The 17,785-nt window shown below is 63.5% G+C and carries 13 protein-coding genes; 4 read left to right on the plus strand and 9 right to left on the minus strand.

The window, feature by feature from the left end; translation table 11 throughout:
- Window positions 1–294: 294 nt before the first annotated feature.
- Both WS51_RS10435 and WS51_RS10440 read right to left on the minus strand, forming a co-directional pair.
- A complete protein-coding gene (locus WS51_RS10435) occupies window positions 295–2,742 on the minus strand; it encodes an ATP-binding protein (RefSeq protein ID WP_155773582.1) in 2,448 nt (815 codons plus the stop codon).
- A gap of 172 nt (window positions 2,743–2,914) precedes the next feature.
- Window positions 2,915–3,571 carry a response regulator gene (locus WS51_RS10440; protein ID WP_069229066.1) on the minus strand — a complete coding sequence of 219 codons (657 nt, stop codon included), beginning with the start codon at window positions 3,569–3,571 and terminating at the stop codon, window positions 2,915–2,917.
- A gap of 1,124 nt (window positions 3,572–4,695) precedes the next feature.
- On the opposite strand from WS51_RS10440, the gene WS51_RS10445 reads away from it, so the two are divergent.
- Complete coding sequence (locus WS51_RS10445) at window positions 4,696–5,352, plus strand: LuxR C-terminal-related transcriptional regulator (RefSeq protein WP_059630685.1); 657 nt, start codon at window positions 4,696–4,698, stop codon at window positions 5,350–5,352.
- A 235-nt stretch (window positions 5,353–5,587) separates the two neighbouring features.
- Here WS51_RS10445 and WS51_RS10450 read toward each other — a convergent pair whose 3' ends face one another.
- The 6 genes from WS51_RS10450 to WS51_RS10475 all read right to left on the minus strand — a co-directional run bounded on the left by WS51_RS10450 (window position 5,588) and on the right by WS51_RS10475 (window position 14,230).
- Complete coding sequence (locus WS51_RS10450; protein WP_069229067.1) at window positions 5,588–6,766, minus strand: CfaE/CblD family pilus tip adhesin; 1,179 nt, start codon at window positions 6,764–6,766, stop codon at window positions 5,588–5,590.
- A 222-nt stretch (window positions 6,767–6,988) separates the two neighbouring features.
- On the minus strand, window positions 6,989–9,577 hold the full coding sequence (locus WS51_RS10455) for a TcfC E-set like domain-containing protein (RefSeq protein WP_269466121.1): 2,589 nt from the start codon (window positions 9,575–9,577) through the stop codon (window positions 6,989–6,991).
- A 210-nt stretch (window positions 9,578–9,787) separates the two neighbouring features.
- Window positions 9,788–10,288 carry a cable pilus major pilin CblA gene (gene cblA / locus WS51_RS10460; RefSeq protein WP_059794886.1) on the minus strand — a complete coding sequence of 167 codons (501 nt, stop codon included), beginning with the start codon at window positions 10,286–10,288 and terminating at the stop codon, window positions 9,788–9,790.
- 3 nt (window positions 10,289–10,291) lie between these two features.
- Window positions 10,292–11,107 (minus strand): fimbrial protein, encoded by an 816-nt coding sequence (locus WS51_RS10465; RefSeq protein WP_269466122.1) that lies wholly within the window; start codon window positions 11,105–11,107, stop codon window positions 10,292–10,294.
- A 518-nt stretch (window positions 11,108–11,625) separates the two neighbouring features.
- Complete coding sequence (locus tag WS51_RS10470) at window positions 11,626–12,756, minus strand: 3-deoxy-7-phosphoheptulonate synthase (protein WP_059448900.1); 1,131 nt, start codon at window positions 12,754–12,756, stop codon at window positions 11,626–11,628.
- 166 nt (window positions 12,757–12,922) lie between these two features.
- Window positions 12,923–14,230 carry a lipase family protein gene (locus tag WS51_RS10475; protein WP_069229069.1) on the minus strand — a complete coding sequence of 436 codons (1,308 nt, stop codon included), beginning with the start codon at window positions 14,228–14,230 and terminating at the stop codon, window positions 12,923–12,925.
- Between the two features lie 368 nt (window positions 14,231–14,598).
- Between WS51_RS10475 and WS51_RS10480 the strand changes: the two genes are divergently transcribed.
- Window positions 14,599–15,021, plus strand: coding sequence for a hypothetical protein (locus tag WS51_RS10480; RefSeq protein WP_060329083.1), 423 nt, complete (start codon window positions 14,599–14,601; stop codon window positions 15,019–15,021).
- An 85-nt stretch (window positions 15,022–15,106) separates the two neighbouring features.
- Here WS51_RS10480 and WS51_RS10485 read toward each other — a convergent pair whose 3' ends face one another.
- Window positions 15,107–15,817, minus strand: a complete 711-nt coding sequence (locus tag WS51_RS10485) for a YceH family protein (RefSeq protein ID WP_069229070.1) — start codon at window positions 15,815–15,817, stop codon at window positions 15,107–15,109.
- A 410-nt stretch (window positions 15,818–16,227) separates the two neighbouring features.
- Between WS51_RS10485 and WS51_RS10495 the strand changes: the two genes are divergently transcribed.
- Together WS51_RS10495 and hutC are read left to right on the plus strand one after the other, a co-directional pair.
- Window positions 16,228–16,992 carry an SDR family oxidoreductase gene (locus WS51_RS10495; protein WP_059501370.1) on the plus strand — a complete coding sequence of 255 codons (765 nt, stop codon included), beginning with the start codon at window positions 16,228–16,230 and terminating at the stop codon, window positions 16,990–16,992.
- A gap of 44 nt (window positions 16,993–17,036) precedes the next feature.
- Window positions 17,037–17,774: a histidine utilization repressor gene (hutC, locus tag WS51_RS10500; protein WP_069229071.1), complete on the plus strand. Its 738-nt coding sequence runs from the start codon at window positions 17,037–17,039 to the stop codon at window positions 17,772–17,774.
- Window positions 17,775–17,785 lie beyond the last annotated feature (11 nt).

The following is a 17,785-nucleotide window of genomic DNA, read 5'->3' on the forward strand; positions in this document are numbered from 1 at the left end:
ACCTACTCACACAACGCGTTGATGCCGGGGAGATCGAGTGGGCGCCGACCGGACGGACGAGCACCGATATATCGCAGTTTCGCGGCGGCATCCTTGTCGACAAACGAGGCCATACCGTCTGGCCCGTGATGGATGTCAGCGATACCGGCGTCGGCATCCCCGATTATGATGCGTCGCATTTTCGAGTCGTGACAGCGCGTCGGGCAATCGCCGTATGAACTGCTGTGGACGAGGTCTGTCGACCTGCGTCCTTCAACACCCGGTCCGGCACACGTACGCGGAAACCATATTCGGCTACCTTTTCTCCTGATCCACGTCGTGGAGTTCGAGAAGGCGCGATTCGACATTCGACGCGACGTTGGCGATATCGCTCAGTCTGGCCAGATGCGACGCACCCGTGATGCGGTGCGCGGCACGCGCTGCTCCCGAGAAGTCACGCGACAGCAAGCCGTTGACGAGCGCATCGAGATCCTTCGCCACCTCGCGATCATAGACCGCGCCGAGATCGACGGCCTTGGCAGCAGTTGGCGGCGGCGGCGCCACGTCTTTATACGTCGGACACCACATTGCGATCAGCTGCCGCAACGTTTCGAGCCGCAGCGGCTTGCCCAGCACGCCGTCCATACCGCTGTCGAGGCAGCGCTCGCGATGCGCGTCCCCGGACACAGCGGAAATTGCGATGATGGGAACGTGTCTGGCTTCGCGTGCCGACTCGTCCTGACGGATCATCTTCGCGAGTGCATGGCCGTCGATGTCCGGCAGCTCGCCATCGAGCAATACGAGATCGACACGGCCTTGCGTCAGGCGCAGCATCGCGGCCTCGCCCGTACCGGCGACGATGCCGACGCAACCGAGCTCCTCGCATTGCTGCTGCAGCGCGAACTGCACGGCCTCGTGATCGTCGACGATGAGGATGCGCGGCAAGTCAGGATGTGCGTCTTCTGGATGCGGGTCGACCAGCACGGGCGTCGATGTGGCAGGCTGCACCGGCAACGGCTCGTCCACGGTCGCGACAGGCAATCGAACCGTCATCGTCGTTTCGACGTGCGGCTCGCTTTGGACGGTGATCGTCCCATGCATCAACGCGACGAGTTCGCGGCAGATCGCCAGGCCAAGCCCGCTGCCATTGACTTCGTGTTGAAGCGAGCCGGGCACTTGCCAGTATGCGTCGAAGATGTGTGCGAGCCGTTCGGGCGCAATGCCGATGCCGGTATCGCGCACTTCGAGGATCAGCGTGCCACTTTGCCCGCGATGGCCGGGCACATGCTCCACACGCAACGTCACCGAGCCCGCGGATGTGAATTTGATAGCGTTGACGAGAAGATTCAGCACGATCTGACGAACACGGACCGGATCGATTACAACACGCGTTGCCGCCGGACAATCCAGGTCGAGCACCAGCGCGAGCCTCTTCTCCTCGGCACGCCAGCGCACCATGTCCACCGTATGCCGAGCCCACGACTCGAGCTCGACCGCCTGGGTGGCAAGCCCGACGTTGCGCGATTCGAGACGAGAATATTCGAGGATATCGTCCAGCAGCGTCAGAAGTGTCTCGGATGCCGAGATCGCGGCATCCGCCCGATTCGCCTGTTGCCCGGTCAGGCGCGAGCGCTGCAGCAATTCCAGCGACGACAGGATCGTATGCATCGGCGTGCGGATTTCGTGACTGACGAACGCGAGGAACTTCGCCTTGTCGCGCTCGCTGCGGATCGCGGCCACGCGTGACTTCCACGACAGGCAGGCGAGCGCCGCCAACGCCAGCAGCGCGACGGCGATCGCCAGCACCTGAGGCGCCCGGTAATGGAGGATCGAACGGATCGTCGGCTTGCCGTAGTCCGCCATTTCGACCCAGTCGCGGGTGATCTCCGCCGTCTCGCTCACGGGAATGGCCGCGAGCGACTTGTCGATGATCGATGCAAGGATCGGGAGGTCGGCCCGCGTGAGCATCGCCAGCGATACGGGGCGGTCCGCAAGCATCCCCGACATGTATAACTGGCCGGGAAACTGCCGCTGCACGATCGGCAGAATCGTGACGTCGACACCCAGCGCGGCATCGGCTTCGCCGTTGGCGACCGCCGCGAGCGCGAGCTCCTCGGTATCGAAGGTGAGCACGTCGAGCATTACGCCGCTGTTGCGGGTGAAATACTCGACTGCACCGCGCCCCTTGATCGCGACACGCTTGCCTTCGAGCCGCTTCAGATTGAAGATCATCGCGGAGTTGTTGCGCGTGACGGCGGTCAGGCGCCCCACCAGATAGGGCGCGCTGACGAGCGCACCGGCGCCGACGCGGTCCGGCACCAGTTCGCGCCACACGCCCGGCAGCAGATCGACTTTACCCGAAGCAAGCGCATCGTACGCGTGGCCCCATTCCGTGCCCGGCACTGTCTCGAACGTCAGCCCCGTCATTTTCGAGATTGCGTTCAGGTACCCCGCGACGAGGCCGGCGTGGTTGCCGTTGCGCATGTATTCGATCGGACGCCAGTTTGCCTCGACCGCGATATGAACCACAGGGTGCGCGCGCATCCACCGAAGCTCCTCGTCGGTGAAGGTTGGCTTCCAGCAGGCGGTCGCGCCGCTCGCGGGGAGCGACGACGCGAGCAGCCAAAGGAATATTGCGCGCCAGAGCAGGCGCGGCGCGTTGCAGAACGCGAAGGGACGTCCTTCCATGTACGATACGGCGGCCGGAGCATGCGCATCGGTGCCATGCGTGCGTGCGCCGTCGGTGGCTGATTGCAGATGCATCGACTCTATCCGACGATACGGAAATCGCCCGTTCATCCGTTCCAATTTCAGACAGATGCCCTAGGAATTGTCCTAATTTTTCCAGCCGAGCGATTGGATTCGTACCTGCAAAATCGTGCGCCAGACGGTGACGCGCGGTGCGGGAGCTCGAGCACAGCCGCTCATTGACGCTCTAATAGATGTCCGGCAGCACGCGTTGTGACGTGTACACGACCTGATATAGCTCGGCGTCCCGCTCGACACCGAGCTTTTGCATGGCCGTGGATTTCTGCAAGCTGATGGTCTGCTTGGTGCGATTCAATCGCGCAGCGATTTCACCGACCGACATTCCGGATATATAAAGCCGCAAAACTTCGAGTTCGTTCCTGGTCAGATCCCGACGTTTACGCCCGTCGTTCGCCTCGTTCAACGTGCGGCGCACGGTCGGCGAGCAATAGGTCTCGCCGCGATGGACGGCCCGGATGGCGGCAACCAGATGCCTCGTGTCGTCGCCCTTGCCGACAACTGCCTTGACGCCTGCGCCGATCAGTTTCTCCGTCAGATTCCTGCCGCTCAGCGCGGTGAACACGATGATCGGAAGATCCGGAATGTGCGACCGCAGGTAAGTCAACATGGTGAACCCGTCGTTGTACTTGCCGTCCGGCATATCGAAATCGGTCACCAGAACATCGCACGCATTCCGGGAAAGCAGCTCGACGATCCCGGTGGAGTCGCTGGCCTCTCCGACGATGCGAAAGTCTCTCAGGTTCTGCAACGCCGCTCTTATGCCGGCAAGAATTGACGGATGATCGTCGGCAATGAGTATGTTGATACGTGTATCGGGAGGCATGGAGGCTCCGCTCCAAATCAGTCACGAAGTCTGATCGAATCTGGAGGATATGAACGATATCGAATACGGAAATTGTCCTAAGTTGTACTGTTCATATCGCATTCCCGCGAGGTACATCTCGGTGACGTTGAAGGAATCCGGTCGAATTTTCGAGCAGATTCGTTCACGCTCGCGATTATCGACATGATGTCCTTGACTGCGTCGGCTTAACATAGGAACCGTCCTAAAAATTCCCGCGTCGAACCATTCGGGCATGACTGCTTCTGTCTTCTTGAACTGGCAGAAGCGAAACAGTGTTCGCATTCCAAACCTTAGGCGAAAACGCCGGTAGATCGTGATATCCGGTCGGGATTGACTGCATTGGCACGGACTACCGCGTCAGTGCATCTTCCGCCTTCGCCTTGGCAATTGCTGCCTCAATCGATAGTCGTATCTCGATCCGACGCTCGATCTACCACGTCGTCACGATTCACACGAGTGCGGCTGCGGCGGCAATATTTAGAAGCACCGCGCAAAACCTGACTTGTCAGATGGAAATATGACTGACACGTCTGCATACTGGTTTTCGTCGCACCAAAATTTATCGAGAACAGTGGTCGATCGTCCTGCAGTTTTCCCATCGGGGGCAATGCCGGAGATGCGTTTGTCTGTAACCGGACGCACCTGCTCCAGGTGCAACACATTCATGTTCCACACTCCGGTTCGCAAGCCGGAAATGGAGTGAAATCACTAACAATGTTGATGACATTCATCATTCTTCGCATTGCGGCCGACATAGCACTCGCATTCACGATCGCTCGTCTTTCTGCTGCAATCGCACAAGATTCAGAGCGCGGCTCTGCGGCCCTTTGGTCGCCGCTCCACCCGTTGATGCCGCACCATACGCATTTCTCGGCCTGTTGCCGCGCACCGCCCCGTTTCTCACATTCCACGTCGCGTACAGCGACGGCCGGAGCACCCGCGCCGTTTTCATCGCACCGCACATCTCATCGCGCTGCTTACCGCCCTCTGCCTCGTTGCGGTTCCTGTCGACATGAAATCCGGGAAGAGGCGTTTTGCAGAAGCCGCGATGTCGACCATATCGCTTAACGACTCAGCGTTTTTGGGAATCGATGGATATCCATATGATTGATCTGTTAATCCGTGTCATCGTCGCCGACAACCATCCGGTTTCCATCAGAGGGATCAAGAATATTCTCCGCACCGCCCCGTCGATCAGGGTGGTGGCCACATGCAAGACCGCGGCGCAGCTGGTCGACACGCTGAGCAAAACCAGGTGTGACGTCGTGGTGTGCGACATGCTGGCGCCATGTCACGACACACCGGGCGGAATCGAGCTCTTCGGGCACATCACTGCCAAATTTCCAACCGTCAAGATCGTCGCACTGACGCTTGGCGGGGGAAGCGTGCAATTGCACAAACTAGCGGCGCTGCGAGTGTCTTCGATATTGACGAAATCCGATCCGATCGAACACGTGGTTCCCGCGATATATTCGAGCGTGCTTTGCAGCGGGGGAAGCTACAGGTCGCCCAGAGTCGCAGAGACGATTCAGAATGCCGACTCGTATTCGAGAAGGCTAACGCCGCGGGAGAGCGAGGTTGTCCGATTGTTTGCGAGCGGTCTGCCGGTGAAGGATATTGCAGTGCGTCTCGGGCGAAGCATCAAGACAGTAAGCTCGCAAAAGCGCAGCGCCATGAAGAAGATGGGCGCTGCAAGCGATGCTGAATTGATACGGGCCGCTCTCGATGGCGTCGCAGGCGATTCGTCGCGTGTCTTGTAGATTCATGCGGCGATGTGCTCGCCCGGCACGTCGTCGGAACGGTCGAGCGGGCCGCCTGATCGGACGGCCTCTCTCCCTTTCACGAGTCGCCCCGGACCAACGCGCTGATCGAACGCCGGCGGTAACTCCACGACGAGTGCCGCCCCATGGCACACGTCGTTATCCACGTCCCGCCACGCCGGGCTGGATATCGCGCATCTCGCGCCCGGAATACGCTGCAAGGGTTCCGCAAGCGCTAGAGACTCTCCGACGACGGCGTGAACGTGATCGTCAGTTTGTTGCTGTACTTTCCGGGGCGCTTCCACACCGACTGGAATTCGGGTGTCTCGAGCGTCAGCGGCGTGGGCGTGCAGACGACCGGAACCGAGATGCCAGGCAACGATACCGTCCGCCCCGCGCTGTTGTTCACGCTCTGAAGCCGGACGGTCTCGTTGTTCGGCAGCGCGATTTTCTTGCCGGCATACGTGAGGCTCACGTTGTAGTCGACGCGGGACGCATACGCGCCGCTCTTGTCCGATTCGAGGAGCACGGAATAGCTGCCCTGGTCGCGCCGGTCGATCGTGAGGCCGTCGCTCGCGGTAACGTCGAACCACGTGCTCTGCGAGTTGTAGCCGTCGTACAGGCACATGTCGACGTTCGACGTGCCGCTCAGCCGGCTGCCGTTCGGCAGCGTGCGCAGCTTGAGGTCGACTACGGGCGTCGCATTCGCGAACTCCGGCAGGTAAATCTGGATGTTGTTCTTGTCGGTCACGTTCAACGTGATCGCTGCCTTGAACACCGCGATCTTCGGATGATTGCTCCCGGTGTTGCTCCACTGCCTCAGGTTCAATAGAAGGTTCGCCTTCCAGGTACCGCCAGTAGGAATTTTCTTGAGTTCTTCAGCGGGGATCGTGACAGACAGCGCCCTTCCGTCCCAGAGCAATTTTATATTGTCGGGGCAACCCGCGACGGTGGCGCTTTGAGCCATGTGAATGGGTCGTGCCCCATTTGAAATGACTTCGGAAACAACATTGCCGCGGCAATCATGGTGGCGAGTGTAATAATTCTTTCCACGAACATTCAGCACGGCCATCGCGCCGGTCTTCGCTTCCTTGAACGAAAGCCGAATCTCGGTCGAATCGCCGTTCGCCGTCCATACCGGTTCGGTAGGGCAAGCGCCGGTAGCCGGATCACTGGCGGACGCACATGTCCACGAGTTCCGCCCCCAATTTGGTGCGTCGTTCGCGTCGTAGCCGCCTGACGCCTTGTCGAAGATCGTTACCGCCGCCTGCGCCGCTCCTCGATCCAGCGTGGCTTCCACGGTGTCGTTGCGATTGGCAGGTGCCTGGAGCGCCGCCGACGCGTCGACCGAGATCGCCCCCAGCGCAGCGGCGAGCGCGATGACCCGCCAGTGAGATTTGTTTGCTCGTGTCATTTGAATCGCTGTTCCTTGTGTTCGGGGCATCGTCGGTGCCCACCGCGCGACAGCCATTACCGTGCCGTACCCCGTGCGGCGAGAAGCAATGCACCGCGCGCCTGCTTCGGGAAAGGTGATGCTGCATCCGGCATCTCGATCTCTCGATCATCAAGCGGATCAACGTCCGGCGTGACGCACGCGGATCCGTCCGCCCGCGCCGATCCGGCAATGTCCGATCACCTACCGCGACGCGTCATCCACGCCCGTCGTCCGCGCCTGCACCGACGACATCACATAGCGCTGCTGCAACAGCTTCTGCACGCGCGCTTGCTTGCGCAGCGCATCGGGCAACGCATCCGGCCCGGCCACTTCACATCGCACCTTGCCGACCATCATCAGCACGTCCTGCTGACGCTTGACGTGCAACGGGCAGCGCATCAGCGTCGGCCCGTCCACGACGAACAGTTCGTCTTCCTTGTGATCGAGTTCGGCAATGAAACCACCCTCGCCATCGAGCGGCGGCATCGAGCCGTTGAGAATCACGCTGTCCGACAGCGGCATGCCGCCCGCCGAGAACGCCTGGCCGACATACGTGTACGTCACCTTCGCCTTGACGTCGCGCAGCGCGAGTTGCCCCGGAACCATGAACAGCGTGCGCTTGCCGAGACCTTCGGTCACGCTCGTGGCGCCCGCGGCCGACTGCGCGCCGGCGTCGTTCACTTCCGTCGTCACCGGCGTGAAGGCGGAGACCGGCAACAGCGCGCGCTGACCGAAACCGACCTTGATCTTGCGGCTGCTGTCGCTGCCTACCTCGGCCGCCATCCCGTGCGCATCGTCGCGGCTGCCAACCTTGACTGCAAAGCCCGCGAGCGGATCCGATTGCGACGCCGATGCGCCGAGGAACACACCCTGCCGGGCAACCGCGAACGACGACGAGTAGCTCGCCGTCACCGACGGGTTGTTGCCGCCGCTTTCGCGGCTGTAGCTGTTCGCCACCGACGCGGCAACGTCGCCATAGCGGCCGTTCCAGCGGCCCTGGACCGTCCCTGTCAGGCTGTCGGTGCCATAGCCGGACACGCCAAGCGCGACCTCGCGATACGTGTCGCCCTGCCAGTTCCAGTTGCGGTCGAGCGTGTAGTTCGTCGTCGTGTTGCTGCGATCCGTGCGCACGTCGACGCCCGCCGCCGTATAGGCAGACGCGCGTCCCGGCTGCATCGCGGGTTCAGCCATCGACAGCGTCACGCCGACATAGCCGCCATACTCGTTGTCCGCGCCTGCGTTGCGGTTCGCGTATGCGCCCACCCGCAGGTTCGCGTTGACCTTGCGCCACGTCACCGATCGCGACAGGGCCAATTGAAGCGCGCGCGACACACGGTCGTCCTGCGCGGAAACAGGCCTCGACCACGGGTGCTCCGACCCGTCGACCATCCAGTCCTGAGGGCGGCCCACGCTCTTGTTGTACGTGTACCCGAGCATCGCCGACCAGCTTCCGATCGGGAACGAGACGGTTGCGTTCAGTGTGTCGTAGCAGCCAACGTCGCGATACGATACCGACGGGCCGTTGCACGACGGGCCGCGCATCTGGTAGCGGTACACGCTCCACGACACGCCGTCGGCGAACGAAATCTGCTGCGTATTGCCGCGTGCGCCGTCGTTCCCGACGAACACCGCGCCGCCGGCGGAAAGGACGCCCATCGGAAACGCATGACGCCACTCGAGCGCCGTTTCGTTGTAGAGCTGGCCGCCGACGGTCGCGACGCCGCTCGTCAACGTCACGTCGCCCGGCAGCGGAATGCGCACGCCTGCGGCGGCAGCCACGCCGTTTGGCGCGTCGCGGTCCGCCGCGCGTCCGGCCTGTGCGAACCATTGCCGCGTGCGCGAGTTGATGCCGCCGCCCGTCTTCGTGAACGGTGTCGTCTGCGTGCGCACCTGCACGCCGTTCTCGAAGATGCGCAGCGTGAGCGGATACGTACCTTCCGGAAAACGCGAGGTATCGAGCGCATTGACGCCGGCCTTCATGTAGACGGTGCCAAGCAGTTCGTTGCCGCGATAGGCGTCGATACGCGAATCGCGCGGCAGCAGCAGCGTGACCGGCGTACCTTGCTCCGCGACTTCGGGGTTCGTATACGCGAGCGTCGTGCCGACGCGCACGCCGTCGAGTGTGCCGACCGGCAACATCGTGAAACCGAAGTTGCCGCCGAGCGTGCTCGCGAGGTTGCGGTTGTCCATCCGCCCGGCCTGCGCATAGTGCTGCGAGCCGATGTCGTGGCGGTAGTAAATGTCCTGCAGATCGACGCGACTGTCCGAATTCGCCGCGTAGCTCGAATGGGTGAAGGCCCAGTTGCCGCCGATAAAGCTGTTCGGCGTGAGGCCGAGCGCGCCCGTGCCCGACACGGACAAACTCTTGTAACCGCGCCCGCCGGAGAGGTTGATCGTCTGCTGATGGATCAGCGCGTTCCCCGTCATCGGCGAAGGCTCGCGGAAACGGCGGTCACGCTCTTCGGTGCTCAGCCAGTCGCGCGAGAGAAACAGCTCGATGCTGCCGTTGCTGTCGTCATAGATCACGGCCGCGCTGTCGGTCTCGACATACCCGCAACCGTTCACGCCGGTTTGTCCACCGCATGCGAGGTTGCCGTTGCGCGCCATTGGCTTAGACAGCGCATCGCTGATCTGCGAGACGTCCTTCGTCGGATCGAGACGCTTGCCGAGTGCTTGCAGCAAACGATCTGTCTCCTCGAAGCGGATCGTCCCCGGCGTCACGAACACGCGAAACAAACCGAGCGATTCGCCGAGCACATTGACTTCGATGCGCTCCTCGCTTCCCGTCACGATATCTTCGAATCCTGCCGGCACAGCCGAAGCGGCGCATGCGGGCGACACGAAGTCAGCCACACACAGCGCGCTGAGGCATGCAACGACGGTCTTCTTGAGATCGAATGGGATCATGAATGACGAGTACGCGTAGGAGACAAGGGGAAAAAGGAGGAGAAAAAGAAACGGGCGCGCCCGTCAGGCGCGCCCGCCGGCTAATCGGAGGTCTTAGCCGCCCGATGCCGCGCTTTGCGTGACGATCACGCTGACGAGGCCCTGGTAGTTACCGGAAGCCGTGACCGGCTCGACGGTCTTCTGACCGATCGACAACGGCAGCACGTTCGAGCCTTGTGCCAGCTCGCCCGGGAACAGCTCGGCCGTCTTCAGCGTCGCTGCCGTGGTGGTCAGCTCGGTTTCGCCCAGCTTGACCGACAGCGGAATTTCCTTCGCGCCCGGGTTCGTCTGGTTCTTCATCGACGGCTCTGCCGCGAGGCGGATCTGCAGATCCTTCGCCTTGTCGTTCGTGAAGATCTTCGTGTTCACTTCGGCAGCCTGAAGGCCCGAGCCCGGCAGATATTGCATCTGCATGGTCGTCGGCAGCGCCGAGCCGTCCGCCGACAGCATCTCGAGCGTCGTGTCGACGTTCGCGGTCACGGTGATGTCTTTCTGCACGGCGTGAGCCGACATCGACATGAGCGCAGCGGCAGCGATCGGAACGAATTTCAGCATGGGTTAATCTCCCTGGTTGGTTGAAACAATGGTTCGACCCGGTTGGGTCTCGGTATTCGCGCCCAAAGCGCTCGTCGTGTTGCCGGAATGCGCGGGTACAACCTTCTGCTGTACGCCCGGCTTTCCCTCAACCCGATACTTGATCCGCACGTAAGGTGCGGGGTGCAGCCCGTCCAGCTTGAATTGCTGATCCGGGTAGACGCTGCGTTCGAACTTCGTCCACTCGCACGACGATTCGTCGCGCTCGGACCGACATGCGCCGGCTTCGAGCAAGCCGAGCCGGACGTTGCCGGTGTTGAGCAGCGAGCCGTGCGACACCTTGAAGTTGGCCATCGCCGTTTTCGGCAGCACGCGGATGAGCGGCGCCCAAACGAGGCTGAAGTTCACCTCGCCGGACACATTGCCCGTCGCGTCGGATTCGTCGTCGGACGGCGCCGCAACGGGCTGCAGATAGACGCGATACAGCACCTCCTTCTGCGGCACGCCCAACGGAATCACGCGAACGAGCCGCGTTCCGCCAGCCGGCAATGCGAACTTGGCCGGAGAGATCACGATCGCGTCGTCGCCGGAACTCATGCTGCTCACCTCGCGCTCGTGAGGTGTCGCCGGATCGATCACGCGCTTCGCAATTGCCTTCACGTACTGCGTCGTCTCGGATTTCGAGTAGACGCGCAATTGCGCCGCGGACCCGCCGCCGGCTCCGATGGATGCAGCCATCGGATAGACGGTCATGTTCGCGCTGGCGACGGACGAAGCAAGCGATATCGCGATTGCGGCAAGCAACACTCCTCTTTGACGGATTTTTCTCATCGTGACCATTCGGATAACTTAATAACCACAAATTGATCTCACATTTGGACAACCTGCCAGACGTGGTTCAAGACATTTCAGGCAACTTCGGACAGCTGCGCCGTTTCTCGTGCAGCCGCCACCGTGTCAGGCGCCGCGACCACCGCAACGCATCGCATGACTAGAATTTTGCTGAACCAAGCGGGACCTGAATATAAGAATCGTCCTAAAGATGGCTACATCTGCGCCGATTGCACGCGATCAGGACGACAAAATCCGAAATACGCGCAGACGACTCGCGAGCTGGGCGCATGGCGAGGCAAGCACGATCAACAGACATCCCGGACTGCGGCAAATCGTCGAGTCATCAGACACGACTGCCGGCAAACGAGGAGCGATGCACACGGGCAGGACGCCCGCGCGCACGGTGAGAGACTGGCCGAACGCAAGCGTGCGTTCGGCATACAGGAGGGATTGATCGTTCGCGCGACCGACCGCCGTCGGCGCCTCGAACGAGACGGCGGCGGGCGTGGCCCGCCGCCGTTACATCACGCGTTACGCGAATACACCCGGCGATGCCTGACCGCCTCGGCGAGCACATCGAGCACCGGCTCCGTCTGCGTCCAGCTCAGGCACGCATCGGTGATCGACACGCCATACTTCAACGGCACGCCCGGCTTCAGATCCTGCCGCCCCGCCTCGAGATGGCTCTCCACCATCACGCCGACGATCCGGTGCTCGCCCTGCCCCAGTTGCCGCGCGAGATCTTGCGCGACGTCGATCTGCCGCTCGTGCGACTTGTTCGAGTTCGCGTGCGAGCAATCGACCATCACCTGCTCGCGCAGGCCTGCCTTGCGCAGCACCGCGCAGCTCGCCTCGACGTGCTCGGCATCGTAGTTCGGCCCGCTCTTGCCGCCGCGCAGGATCACGTGCGCGTCGTCGTTGCCGCGCGTCTCGAAGATCGCGGCCATGCCCATCTTCGTCATCCCCATGAACGCATGGCTCGCGCGCGCGGCGACGATCGCGTCCGACGCGACCTGCACGCCGCCGTCGGTGCCGTTCTTGAAGCCGATCGGGCAGCTCAGCCCCGATGCGAGCTGGCGATGGCTCTGGCTCTCGGTCGTGCGCGCACCGATCGCGCCCCACGCGATCAGGTCCGCAATGTACTGCGGGCTCAGCAAGTCGAGGAATTCGGTCGACGCCGGCAGGCCGAGCGCGTTGATGTCGAGCAGCAGCTGCCGCGCCGCGCGCAAGCCTTCGTTGATGCGGAAGCTGCCGTCCAGGCGCGGATCGTTGATGTAGCCCTTCCAGCCGACCGTCGTGCGCGGCTTCTCGAAGTACACGCGCATCGTGATCAGCAGGTCGTCCTTCAACGCATCGGCGGCGGCCTTCAGGCGGCGTGCGTAGTCGAGCGCCTGATCGTGGTCGTGGATCGAGCACGGGCCGACGACGAGCAGGAGCCGGTCGTCGCGGCCGTGCAGGATGTCGCCGATCGCACGGCGCGTATCCTCGACGAGTGTCTGCGTGGCCGCGGGCACCGGCAGCTCGTCCTGCAGCAGCGCCGGCGAAATCAGCGGACGCACGGCGCCGATGCGCACGTCGTCGATGCGCGTGGTGTCCTGCGTCGCGTCGGCAACGCCTACCTCGCGATCGTGGGAAGGATTGTCGAGGTTCTGCATGGTGATTCTCCGGGAGACGTCTGGAATGATGTGCAGGCTCGATTATGGCACTCGCGCGAGGCGGCAGCGACGCGCGGCGGAGGAATGCGATCGATGTCAAGACGACAGACAAAAACGGGCGATCCGCGATGGATCGCCCGACGATTCGCGTCGATGCGAATGGCGCCTAATGCAGCGTTTCGGGAGCGAGCGAGTTGCTCGGCAGCAGAGCCGTCAGCGCGCAATTGCTCGGCGCGGCTTTCCCGGCGAAGCGGTCGTGGAGCCATGGCAGCATTCCGGCGACCCACGGCGCGATCGCGCCCGCATGTTCGAGCGGATATTCGGTGTACACGACCGGCACGCCGCTCGCGCAGAACTTCTGCGCCAACGCGCGGACATCGTATGCAAGCATCACGCCGTCGCCGACCTGGTTGCTGAAAGTGCCGTCGAGCACGCCGGCCGTGCCCTGGCCGATGAACATCGGAATCGTCGGCGACGCGGCCAGCCCCGCGTTCACCTTGTTCGCATACGTCACATATGCCGGAATGCTGTTGATGTCGCTCGCGTACTGCGGCTTGAACAGCGTCGCCCAGCGCAGCCCGGAGTATTTGGGCAGGATATAGGCAAGCGACTGGCTCTGGATGTCGTTGAACACGGCGACGCCCTTGTCGCTCAGATACGGCGTCAGATCGAAGCCGAAGCCGCGCGACAGCCCGGCGAGCGCGGCCGCCGCGACGCCGCCCCAGACGATGCTGCCGTCGACGTAGTGCAGGTTGTGCGCGGGATCGACCAGCACGCCGCCTTCCGCGGCGCCAACGAGCTGCCTGTTGACGTCAGGCGCGTAGGTGGGCGCGAGTTGTGCGGCCCAGTTCGTCGCGATCGCGCCGCCGGAGTAGCCGATCATGGCGACCTTGCTGGAAGGCGCGAGGCCCGTCGACGGCGTGTTGAGCGCTGCGCGAATCGAATCGAGCGCCGTCATCCCGTATTCGGGGCCGGCCGCGAAGTCCGCCGTCTGGCCCTCCGTGTCGGGCACGATCACGTTGTAGCCGAGCAGCAGCAGCGTCGACAGCGGGATCGATTCCGCGCTGTAAAGCAAGGTGCCGACGTTGATGACCTTCGTGACGTCGCGATCTCCGGCGATCACCTGCGACGGCTCGTCGTAAGGGTTCAGCGAATCGTAGGCCGACTGGTACGAGATTGCCTGGCCGTTGCTGGCCGGGCTCCGAATCACCGACGTCACGTTGACGACCGGTTGGTTCTGCGCATTGCTGGTGCGATACAGCAATTGCTGCGCGGTTAGCGCGGTCGGAATGCCGGCCAGGTGATAGGTGACGGTTCGCGATTTGAGCACCGTGCCGGGCGGAATCGATTTCAACGGCGTGGCGCCGGTGTACGCGTAGAACGGATCGGTGACGGTCGCGGCGTCGGCATGGGCGGACGACGCGGTGACGGCCAGCACGGCGGCCGCGATCGCCATCAAACGTTTCGAGGACATTGGATTTTCCCCCTGGGGATAACCTGCATTTCATCGAGGAAGTTCGCTGTGGCGCGACTTGCCTGGATTGCGGCGTCAAGGCGGGGTCCGGGCCATCGGCTGTCTCCTTTGAGTGAATCGCCCTGTCTGTTTTCGATATGTAATTTAGTAGGACTACAAACCGGGTGAATTGAATCACAGTGCGAGCGGAGACGATGCGGATTTCGCGTTGTTTGAAGGTAAACGCCTAAACCGCGTTGCGGCGATCGCGCGCCGCGAGACGTTCCGGCGCACGCCCGACCGTCGCGCGTCGCCGATGTACCGTGCGATCATGATGGTCCGCCACCGATCGAGCATCGCGTTCCGCGATCCACGACTCACACGCACACATGAAAAAGACACTTGCCGCGTTGCTGCTGTGCATTGCATTGCCTGCGTCTGCCGAAGTCAGCACCGAGGTGCTGTGCTTCAGGACGACCGGCGACAAACCCGTGCGCTTCGAGTTGCGCACGTATTACGACGACGTGGCGAAGTGGCAAGGTGGCGTCGTCCGCTATGCGAAATCGAAGACGGCGATTCCGCTGCTGGTCAAACACGTGGATCAGGAAGACCTGGCCGAAGGCCGCCCGTACCAGTTCACGACGACGTGGTGGGAGATGGTCGACGGCAAGATCAACGGCGAATACGAAATGATGAGCCAGGGTGCGATCGTCTATTCGATGACGTACACCAATGCGCGCACCGGCAAGAAGACCGATTTCGCGTGGGCGCAGGACGTCGATGCGTCCGGGAAGGCGGGGTGCCGCTGGTAGCGCGGATTCGAGCAGGCTCGGCAATGGCGTTCGCCACCCCGTGCGCCCTCGTCCGCGCCGGTGTCGAGTCGGCCCGGGCGGCTAATCAGCCCGCTTCGCCCGGCGTATCGACGTCGATCCCGAGTTCGCTCGCCATGCGCTGAACCAGCGCGTTCAGCCGCGCGACTTCATCCGCAAGCCGTTTCTGCTCGGCCTTCAGCGCCTCGAACTCCGACGGCGGGACGGAATCCGCGCCGCCGCCGGCATCCGGGCCTGCGAATTCGGCGGCGCTCACTTCGCCGCACATCAGGTGCATCCAGCGATTCTCGCGTGCACCGGGCGCACGCGGCAGCCGGACGACGAGCGGCTGCGCCAGCGCCGCGAGTTCGTCGAGGAATGCCTCGACCGACGAGATGTCCGCGAAGCCGTGCAGGCGTGCGCTGTTCAGGCGCAGTTCGGCGGCCGTCTGCGGGCCGCGTAGCAGCAGGATCGTCAGCAGCGCGATCGCCTGGCTCGGAATTCCGAGCACGCGGTTCATGTTGTGCTCGAAACGCGGCACGCGGCTGCTGCTTCCTTCCATCACGAGGCTCAGGTGCTTGAGCCCGTCGAGCGCGGTCGTGACTTCGTCCTCGCTGACGTTCATCACCGGCGAGCGCGCGGTTTTCTGGTTGCAGCCCGAGGTCAGCGCATTCAGCGACAGCGGATAAGTGTCCGGCACCGTGTGCTGCTTCTCGACGAGCACCCCGAGAATGCGGGCCTCGAGGGGCGTGAGTTCGCGCAGGGCGCGTGGCGTGGGCATGTCCGGCGTGGTGTTCATGGATGCGTCGCAGCGTGCGGCAAGTGAGAGGAAACGGTCGCGGCCCGTTCGGCATCGCGAACGGGCGAGCCATATGATAGCTCGCGACGCGGGGCCCTGCGCCACTCGCCGTCATCGCGTGCGCACTTGCCGCAGGTCGCTTTCGTCCAATGTATCGGACGCGCGGCTGCACATGCGTTCGACGTCGCGCATGCGAATTCACGCACCGCGCCCGCGCGCGGTGGCGCAGCGCGTTTGCGCGTCGCGCGGGCCGGCGCTACGATACGCTTTCACCTGGAGATGCGGCACCGCTCGCGGCGGACCTCGCACGCCACGCGAGCACCGCGCATCGCCCGTCCCGCACGCCGTGCCGCCGCCCGCCGATGCGCGCCACACGTCGACACGGTTCATCCGCTCACTCGTTCACCGCCATGACTGCATCCACTTCAGCGCCGCACGTGCGCGCCATCGTCACCGGACACACGCGCGGCCTCGGCGCGTCGCTCGCCGAACAACTGCTGCAGGAAGGCATCGCCGTGCTCGGCGTGTCGCGCAGCCGGCATCCGTCGCTCGCCGCACAGTCCGGCAATCGCTTCGCCGAAACCGAACTCGACCTGTCGGACACATCGGCCGTCGCGGCGTGGGTCGCGGGCGACACGCTGCGCCGCTTCGTCGACGGCGCGTCGATCGTGCTGCTCTTCAACAACGCGGGCATCGTCGATCCGATCGGCCCGCTCGACGCGCAGGACCCGATGCTCGTCGCGCGCGCGGTCGGGCTGAACGTCGCGGCACCGCTGATGTTGTCGGCCGCGCTCGCGCAGGCGGCTTCGGCGCCGACCGAATGCCGGATCCTGCACGTGTCGAGCGGCGCCGCGCGCAATGCATACGCGGGCTGGAGCGTCTACTGCGCGACCAAGGCAGCGCTCGATCATCATGCGCGCGCCGTCGCGCTCGACGCGAGCCGCGCGTTGCGGATCTGCAGCGTCGCGCCGGGCGTCGTCGATACGGGCATGCAGGCGACGATTCGCGCGACCAGCGAAGCCAACTTCCCGATGCGCGAGAAATTCGACCAGTTGAAGGCGAGCGGCGCGCTGTCGACACCCGAGGCAGCCGCGCGGCAATTGATCGGCTATGCGCTGAGCGATGCATTCGGTTCGGTGCCGACGGCCGACGTTCGCGAACTGTCCGCGACCTGATCCGGGATAGAATTTCGCGGTCGCCTTTCCCCGAGGATCCATCGATGGTCACGAAGACCACCGCACCGTTCCAGCAGATCAAGACGCTCGTTCGCCAGAACGTCGATGCGGGCGACTGGCGCCCGGGGGATCGCATTCCGTCCGAGCTCGATCTCGCCGCGCAATTCGGCGTCGCGCGCATGACGGTCAACCGCGCGCTGCGCGAGCTGACCGAGGAAGGCGTGCTGAAGCGCATCGCGGGCGTCGGCACCTTCGTCGCGGAGGCAATGCCGCAATCGAACCTCCTGATGATCGCGCACATCCGCGACGAGATCCGCGCGCGCGGCCACGAGTATCGCTGCCGCGTGCTGAGCCAGTCGCGCGAGCCCGCGTCGTTCGACGTCGCCGCCGCGTTCGGGCTCGCGGTCAACACGCCCGTCTTTCACGTGGTGTGCGTGCATGAGGAAAACGGCCGCCCGATCCAGCTCGAGGATCGCTACGTGAATCCGGCCGCGGCACCCGAATTCATCGACCAGGATTTCGAGGTCGAGCCGCCATCCGAATACCTGTTCAACAACGTGTCGCACTACGAACTGGAAATCGAGCACGTGGTCGACGCGTCGCTGCCGACCGGCGAACAGGCGCGCCTGCTCGACATGCGTGCCGACGAGCCGTGCCTCACGCTCACGCGCCGCACCTGGACGAACGGGCTGCCGGTCACCTTCGTGCACTTCCTGCATCCGGGTAACCGCTATCGGCTCGGCTCGCGCTTCAAGCCCGGCGCCGGGCGGCACCAGACCTGACGCTTTACCGA

It is taken from the genome of Burkholderia territorii (assembly GCF_001718335.1).
Taxonomy (GTDB): Bacteria; Pseudomonadota; Gammaproteobacteria; order Burkholderiales; family Burkholderiaceae; genus Burkholderia; species Burkholderia territorii.

Coding starts and splice junctions, on each gene's coding strand:
- WS51_RS10495 (WP_059501370.1), top strand. CDS start 16,228: ATGACTGCATCCACTTCAGCGCCGCACGTGCGCGCCATCGTCACCGGA.
- hutC (WP_069229071.1), top strand. CDS start 17,037: ATGGTCACGAAGACCACCGCACCGTTCCAGCAGATCAAGACGCTCGTT.
- WS51_RS10480 (WP_060329083.1), top strand. CDS start 14,599: ATGAAAAAGACACTTGCCGCGTTGCTGCTGTGCATTGCATTGCCTGCG.
- WS51_RS10445 (WP_059630685.1), top strand. CDS start 4,696: ATGATTGATCTGTTAATCCGTGTCATCGTCGCCGACAACCATCCGGTT.
- WS51_RS10485 (WP_069229070.1), bottom strand. CDS start 15,817: ATGAACACCACGCCGGACATGCCCACGCCACGCGCCCTGCGCGAACTC.
- cblA (WP_059794886.1), bottom strand. CDS start 10,288: ATGCTGAAATTCGTTCCGATCGCTGCCGCTGCGCTCATGTCGATGTCG.
- WS51_RS10450 (WP_069229067.1), bottom strand. CDS start 6,766: ATGACACGAGCAAACAAATCTCACTGGCGGGTCATCGCGCTCGCCGCT.
- WS51_RS10440 (WP_069229066.1), bottom strand. CDS start 3,571: ATGCCTCCCGATACACGTATCAACATACTCATTGCCGACGATCATCCG.
- WS51_RS10465 (WP_269466122.1), bottom strand. CDS start 11,107: ATGGTCACGATGAGAAAAATCCGTCAAAGAGGAGTGTTGCTTGCCGCA.
- WS51_RS10435 (WP_155773582.1), bottom strand. CDS start 2,742: ATGCATCTGCAATCAGCCACCGACGGCGCACGCACGCATGGCACCGAT.
- WS51_RS10475 (WP_069229069.1), bottom strand. CDS start 14,230: ATGTCCTCGAAACGTTTGATGGCGATCGCGGCCGCCGTGCTGGCCGTC.
- WS51_RS10470 (WP_059448900.1), bottom strand. CDS start 12,756: ATGCAGAACCTCGACAATCCTTCCCACGATCGCGAGGTAGGCGTTGCC.